The 6,837-nt window shown below is 53.6% G+C and carries 4 protein-coding genes and 1 pseudogene; 1 reads left to right on the forward strand and 4 read right to left on the reverse strand.

The features are described from left to right. Positions 1-12 precede the first annotated feature (12 nt). The 4 genes from FVD38_RS13270 to FVD38_RS13285 form a co-directional block, all read right to left on the reverse strand. Entirely contained in the window at positions 13-1,344 is a 1,332-nt protein-coding gene (locus FVD38_RS13270; protein WP_147935239.1) for a DNA cytosine methyltransferase, read from the reverse strand. A 947-nt stretch (positions 1,345-2,291) separates the two neighbouring features. Next, the gene (locus FVD38_RS13275; protein WP_147935240.1) at positions 2,292-2,924 is read right to left on the reverse strand and encodes a hypothetical protein; all 633 of its coding nucleotides are present in this window, start codon (positions 2,922-2,924) and stop codon (positions 2,292-2,294) included. Positions 2,925-4,141: 1,217 nt separating this feature from the next. Next, positions 4,142-5,191 carry a serine/threonine-protein kinase gene (locus FVD38_RS13280; protein ID WP_147935241.1) on the reverse strand — a complete coding sequence of 350 codons (1,050 nt, stop codon included), beginning with the start codon at positions 5,189-5,191 and terminating at the stop codon, positions 4,142-4,144. Continuing rightward, the gene (locus FVD38_RS13285; protein WP_147935242.1) at positions 5,184-5,642 is read right to left on the reverse strand and encodes a hypothetical protein; all 459 of its coding nucleotides are present in this window, start codon (positions 5,640-5,642) and stop codon (positions 5,184-5,186) included. Before FVD38_RS13285 ends, FVD38_RS13280 begins: the two co-directional genes overlap by 8 nt. A gap of 717 nt (positions 5,643-6,359) precedes the next feature. Between FVD38_RS13285 and FVD38_RS26860 the strand changes: the two are divergent. Beyond that, positions 6,360-6,434: pseudogene (locus FVD38_RS26860) on the forward strand (hypothetical protein); the annotation flags it as partial. Between the last annotated feature and the right edge of the window lie 403 nt (positions 6,435-6,837).

Consider the following 6,837-nt stretch of genomic DNA (forward strand, 5'->3'; position numbering starts at 1 on the left):
TTAAGGATTTTGTTAATCTGCTAACAGCGCAGTCTCGACAGTCGCCTCGACGTCTCCCGAGGTGGGTGTGGGCATCTTGATTCTTTTCGACTCCAAAGACGACAATATCTCACGGACTGCAAGTCCAATCCCTTCAGCTAACAATGGCGGTACTGCGTTGCCTACCTGGGAGCACCTTGCAACATCTAACTTGCGCCTCGGGCCGTTAATAGTGTAGCGTCCGTAAAAATGAAAGTCGTCAGGAAACGACTGCAGTCGTGCCATTTCACGAACAGTTATGTTCCTTGGCTCAGCATAGTGAATAAATTCATCCGGGTGCGTAGTAATTGTTGAAACAACCTTAGAGGTGTCAATTAATACCTTCTTATCTTTTTTGGTATCGTTCGCAAGCAAGAATTGCTTCGACAAGCGTCCTGGCGGTTGCGTCTCATGCGCAAGCTTATAGAGCATTTCAATTCTTGTGCCGTGTTTAGAGAAGCGGTGGGAATCAGGCACACTCCCCTCCAACGTTCCTCGTCTCATCGCATTTGCATAGGCAGAGCCCGCACTTACGTATGTTGCCGACTCAAATTTTTCCGAGTCTGGACAGATTACTCTGTTGCCGCCGTGTAGGTCATGGATTGCATCCTCTGCGGTAACATCAATTGTAGGGTGAAGCCCCCAGTGGGTTCGAACTTTTTTCGCAGCATTTGCTGTCGCCTTAACGAACATTCCCTTTAATTCATGCGAATCTACTGGACAGTTCGCAACGCCAATGATTGCTACTCGCTTGCGCGCTTGGGGAACCCCAAAGACACTAGCATCTAACACCTGGAAGGTCCCGGTATATCCAAGTTCAGCAAGACGCTCGATAACGGCGTCAGCGACCGAAGTTTTATCTCCGCCAGGCCTTGCAACAAACTTTCTTGCGATTCCCTCCACGTTTTCAATGAGAACCACACGGGGACGCACCAAATTAACCATGTCGAGCATTTGGAAAACGAGCGTATTACGCTCATCAGCACCATCGCGCTTCCCTCCGACGCTAAAGCCTTGACATGGCGGCCCACCAGCCATCAGTGCTACTTGTCCCTGTAAGCCTGAGAGCTTTTCACGAATGTTGGGGTCTTTCAAAAGTTCAACGATGTCGTGGTTTTTCTTTGGAAGCCACTCGGGCCAGGCGTGGTAGGCACGGTATGGCGCTTTTTCATGCAGAAGATTTTTGCTCAGTGTCTCAAAGGCCATAGGGTCACGTTCCACTGCAAACACCCCGTCCCAACCGGCCTCGTGAAGGCCGAGTGAAAGGCCTCCACAGCCCGCGAACAAGTCGATACACGAGAAGCTAGAACTATTACTCTGTTTCATATTCAATCAATCTAAGAATTTGGTTTACGCCTCGGTTCTTCGCTGCCAATGCGATTGCTAGCGGTTAGCAGGGAATCCTGGAGGGGGAACCCCTCTCGGTCGAGATGTTCCTTAATGAGTCGAACAATCAGTGTCGACTTCTTATAACCTTGGGTTGCGCAAAACGCGTCGAAACGCGCAGCTTCTTCTTCGCCAAGGAGCACAGAGATTTTGGTTGACATAGGGAGAGCCCCTGGATTGCACATTTCTACATTGTTCCACAGAAATGTGCAAAAATCATCACAAATGCGCATTTCTCCGCACATTGGAGCACTATAACTGTATATAAACACAGTGTACAACACTCGGCCGTATTGATGAAGTAGGGCTGCGTCATGCCCATGATGAGAGGCACTGCCCGAACGCTCTTCTTTACTAAGGAATGACGCTACCTACAGTAGTGAGTTGCACGTACGCATGCTGGATATAATTCGATACGCTACACTCCTGGTCGATGGAGGGGGGCAAAAAAACCACCGCGGTCGACTGTAAGGCGTCTAGCGGGTACCCACAGACGCAAGCCTGGGTGGAAGGCCAGAGGGCGGGTGGCGGGGTGTGCGAACCTCGGATAGTCTAGCCAAAATGCTGCTGTCGTCGCATCGACCAGCGTACTTTCGAGCGCTTGTGCCGAATGAAGACCACGAGCCAACCCTTTATAGGGTATGGGGGTGTTTTACCCTCGAAAATAGTCTTTTCAAAAGACGGCTCTTCCTATGGAGTAGTCGTTTTCTCCTTGTACTAGTAACCCCGAGGAAGAAGTACAAGGACGTCGAGACACGGTTGGCCAAGGGTGCTTGGGCTAGGCTGTCCAAGCAAACCTCCTGGCCAACCATGAGTTCGCACCTACCTTTCTATTTCGATGAACGATGCCATTTGAGCTTTTGGCTCTGCGTGGGCGAGCAGCAGCTTCAGTGAGCGATGCGCCCTTCAAGTCGCATCTTGTCCATAGCGCGCTCGAACTGCCGGACCAGAGCATCGGCCCCGAACAGGCAGAGAGAGCCGTTGACGCTTTTTAGGCGTATCGCTTTAGCAACGACATTAAGATTGAGGCTGCGCACGAGTAGTGCCGGGAATAGCACGCCGGTTTGGGAGTCCTGGATGAGCGCGTCTGCTCCTTGCCAGTCGCCGTCCAGCACTGCACCGGTTGCGATAGCCCGTCGCAGTCCTGCTGGGCCGGTACATGTGTGGCCTTGCGCACGCATCGACAGAAGAAAGTCTACAATTTGCTGCTGCCGATAGCTGTCAAGTTGCGACAATTTATAGCCCGCACAATACGCAGGACCATACGCAGTGTTTGCACGAAGCGCCCCCTTGGTTGTCAGGACATAGACGCGCACTCCAAGTGCATTCTCCCGGCACAGCAAATAGCCTTGCTCAGTGAGCCTTGCAAGAACTGCGGCTGCTTTGTTGGTACCGACGTGGAGCGTGCTGGCCCGCCATACCCATCGTGCTACTTGCGATGTGCTGAGCCAGCCGACTTCGCCCACGCCGATGAGCACTGCTAGTTCATTCGCTTGTGCTTGTTTGCGGTTTGATAGCATCGGTGTACCCCCTCTTGGTTGTGGTTACACCGTATAGATACACCGACGAAAAACCGGGAGTCTTGGTAGTCGGGTCGGACTCCTATGGGGCTGGACGCCCCATCCGTCCTGCGCGCTGTCGCTCGCCCCCTGCAGCGCGGCTCCACTCCCTCCGTTACGCCTTCGGCTCCACTCCTGGAGCGGGGCACCCCGCTTCTTGTCCGGCTGGACGCCGGCCTGCGAACCAAGGTGCCCCGCTCCCGGAGGTCGGGGGAGCCGTGGGCTTCGCCCCCCGGTCGTTTCGGTGGTCTCGGCTTCGCTCGACGCACCCAAACGCCGGCGCCCCCCCATCGTTCGGCGAGGCCGAACGACTCGTCGCTGGACGCTCCTCGCCCCCTTAAAGGGGGTGACGCCACGCCTCCGGCGTGTGCAAAAAAAAGATGCGCTTGCACCTGTTGACTGGTCCAAAACCCCGTAGCGGATAGCGAATATCGGCAGCGAATCGTAGCTCCGTTTGCTTAGGACTTCCTCGCGTGGACGCTTCTATTCATCGTCGAAGTTGAGCAAGCTACAGGCTTGGAGCAGCCCCTCTGACGTGCACTTTACAGTCCTTTTTCTGCTCATCTATTGGGGTAGCTCGACGTTGTAGCGAGAGCTATAAGCTGAGATTTCGCTACTCTAGACGAGGCTTTCGGGAAACATCCTGGGAGATTTTCGACTTACAAATACTGGCCATCGAACGTCCGGCTGCCATCCGGACGCATTTCACCCGTCAGCTGTACGAACGTCCTGCTGAGGTTATTGGTTGCTGCATTAGGTCGGGCCGCGTATGGACGTTTCGCTGCACAAAATCTGCTTGACGATTGAGGCAGTCTGACCGCTGGAAGCCTGGCTGAAGGACGCGTCCTGAATGTTTTGACTACTGCGGCGCCTTCGCAGTACGCTAGATTGCTCTCGAATACGCTTCCAATCCCCTGGGGCTCTAAAACGTAAACGGCCCCGCGAAAAACGGGGCCGCTTAGGCATCTCGGCTCTATAAGAGTCTAGGGTTTGACCGCTCCGTTGGCAGGATACGGCCAATTCCAGTTGGTGTAACCGTTAGACGTGCCAAAGTTGAAGCACCTAACAGCATCTTCAACGCTCCGGGCAGCACTCGGCGTCGCCGGCCTCTGCTTCGGGACAGCTGCTAGCGTTTCACGAGTGCGGTATTTGCCTCGGGAATTTTTGATTGCGTCCATTTAGTTGCTTTTTATGAAGTCTCGAATTGACTTAGAAGTGGCGTCTTTCACACAATGAGCCCTAAGGTTATTGTACACGCCGTTTTTGTTTTGCTTTTTAGCAATCGAATCGCCCTTCGGGTCAACAGTCAGTATGCATTCCAAGCCGTCAGACACCTTGAGCCAGGTTCTGGTTCCATCAGGCTGAATGTCATACCTCCAGTCTAGTTCGGGACCGTCGATTTCCGAAAGAGCGTTGGTAATCTCAAGCACTGAGCCGTACCGGTCCTCCTCGGCCGGCGCCAAGCACTTTACGACAATGGCCCGTAGGCGCTGTGGAATCTGTTCTGGAAACCTTTTTCGGTCGGGGAAAGTACCATTTGTAACTGCTGCGACGAACAGGTCTCCTCGAGGCACACCGCCAGGGAAGAACGCGTCCCATTGCTCATGGAAAGCCTTTTCTCCGACACACATCCGATAGAGTGTAGCACCCACTTGGTAGATGTCATGAGCGACGGTGAAATCGGCCTTGCGCGCGAGACGCTCCGGCGGCGTAATCTTCTGATACGAGATATCTTGTCTTGCCACGCCTTCAGGCGTCATTCGTTGCGCCAGGCCGAAGTCAGACACCAACGCTTCGCCACGTTTTGACAGAAGTATGTTGTCCGGCTTGATGTCGAAGTGAATCAGCCCTTTGGTGTGGATGTTGTGCAGTCCGCTCAGGAACTGAACCGAAAGACGCACAATTTCTCGAACGGTGAGGAAGCGCGTGTTCAACAGAGCCTTGAGCGAGCCTTTCTCGAAATACGGCATTGCGATGTAGATGGAGTCTTTGTCCTCGCAAGCGTAGTGAACAGGCACGACGTTGGCGTGCTCACTTTGGTAAAGGATGCTCGCCTCTTGGAAGTACAACGCCTGGTTTGGCATCGTTGATTTTGCGATTCGCTTGATGACCAATTCCGCGTTGAGCTGATGGTCTTTCGCAAGGAATACGGTTGAGTTCTTGCCCTCCGCGCCGATTTCTCGGATGGTCTCAAATGCCAGCTCTGCTCTGTTGTGTGGCTTAAGCATTCATAGCTCCAATCGCAGTCAAAATCGCCTCTTTTTCTTCCTGTCCGTGGGTGTCCCAGTTCGCCACTGCATTGAAGTCCATCTCATTGCTGATATATTTCTTGAAATCCGTTCTCGGGATGCCGAGGCGTGCAGAGATTGCCGAAATTTGGCCGCAGTAGTAATCGGAGACGGTGCTACTTGCGAAGGCCTCTTGAATCACGCCCTCCAACTGAATTCGCTCGTGCGATGGGCGCTGTGCGTTGCTCTCTGTGATACGAATGCCCGCCTTCTCGACGTCGTATTCACGAATAACGTCGAGGATTGTGTTGCGGACGTACTTCAGAGCTTCCGGAGCCGTGAGCGCCTTCGGCACGCCGATAGCGTCGACGGAGACGATTTCGCGTGCCGCCCCGTCATAGATTACGTACGTTACCGCGCGCGGCGACACACGAATACCAATTGCATTCATTTATTTCCAATCAAAATTGTGTCACGTCGTCACATATCAATACGCACGAGGGACATGTCGAGAATTAATCGACTAGGGGATTACTCAAGTATCCGATAAGGTGAGCTCATGACCTGCAGCGAATGCTCGCTCAGAGTGGCTGGTTGCATAGTATCTAAATCTTAGCTTGCGTACTCTATGGCTCAGCCTCACCAGGTAGCTGGGTTGCAAAAGTGTTCACCTGCTTCTGCGGCTGCGCCCTTTGAGAGCTAAAGAAGGTCGAACTTATTTTCGACTGGACCCTAACTTTGCGAAAAAACAGCCCACATTTCGGTCACGGTGCTGGCACGAACAGGCCGTCGCCAGCCCTCGCTCCGAGTACGGCCAGCCGGCCGAGGTCCATAATTCGAATCAGCGCGCCGCGCATGGCACCTCCTAGCAACTGTTTCGCACCAACCATTTTAATGCTGGACAGCGAGCGAGACAATGCTGACGCTTTTTGTTCACGGCGCGCGCTAAGTCTGCCAGCGGGCTATAGCTCTGGCGGAATGCCAGCAACTGATGCGGCAACACGACGCGGCAAGCCTGGCCATGGCCGATGGGCAAGCTGCGACGCCGCGAACATCTGCAGTTTCGCCCCAAGGTGATGGAGCTGGCTGGCGGCATGCCGGACTATGTCATCGTCCATGAACTTGCCACACCGTAGAGAAGAACCACACTCGGGCCTTCTGGAGCCTAGTTGCCCAAGTGATGCAAAGATGGCGGCAAGAGCATGAAACGTTGGCGCGGACGGCGTTTAGGGGCGAAATATAGCAAGGCAGAGTAATCACACGCTGAGCTGAGGAGGCGAGAGGGCGGGTACTTCGGCTAAGTGATTGTCGTGGAGTGTGTAAAAGAACAACAGCCGCCTCAATGAGGCGGCCGTTGTTCTTCCCGACATGGGGTCAAGCCAAAGAGCATTGCCCCCGAGCTATCAAGGTTCATCCATCAATAAATGTTCCAATGGATGCTTCCCAAAATCTCAGCTTACGGTTCCCGCTACAGACGTCTTAGCAAGTTCCTATCGCTGCGCTAAACGCCAAGGCGGAGGCAGAGCTGACAAGTCGATAATTTCTGATTTTGGGAGCTTGAATCGCCCCGGGTTTTGTAGAGGCTCCATTCTTTGAGAAAATGGAGCCATGAAGAAGCAACCCAAGTATTCCCCCGAAGTCATTGA

This window comes from Massilia arenae (genome assembly GCF_008014745.1).
Lineage (GTDB): Bacteria > Pseudomonadota > Gammaproteobacteria > Burkholderiales > Burkholderiaceae_D > Telluria > Telluria arenae.

Coding starts and splice junctions, on each gene's coding strand:
- FVD38_RS13275 (WP_147935240.1), bottom strand. CDS start 2,924: ATGCTATCAAACCGCAAACAAGCACAAGCGAATGAACTAGCAGTGCTC.
- FVD38_RS13280 (WP_147935241.1), bottom strand. CDS start 5,191: ATGCTTAAGCCACACAACAGAGCAGAGCTGGCATTTGAGACCATCCGA.
- FVD38_RS13270 (WP_147935239.1), bottom strand. CDS start 1,344: ATGAAACAGAGTAATAGTTCTAGCTTCTCGTGTATCGACTTGTTCGCG.
- FVD38_RS13285 (WP_147935242.1), bottom strand. CDS start 5,642: ATGAATGCAATTGGTATTCGTGTGTCGCCGCGCGCGGTAACGTACGTA.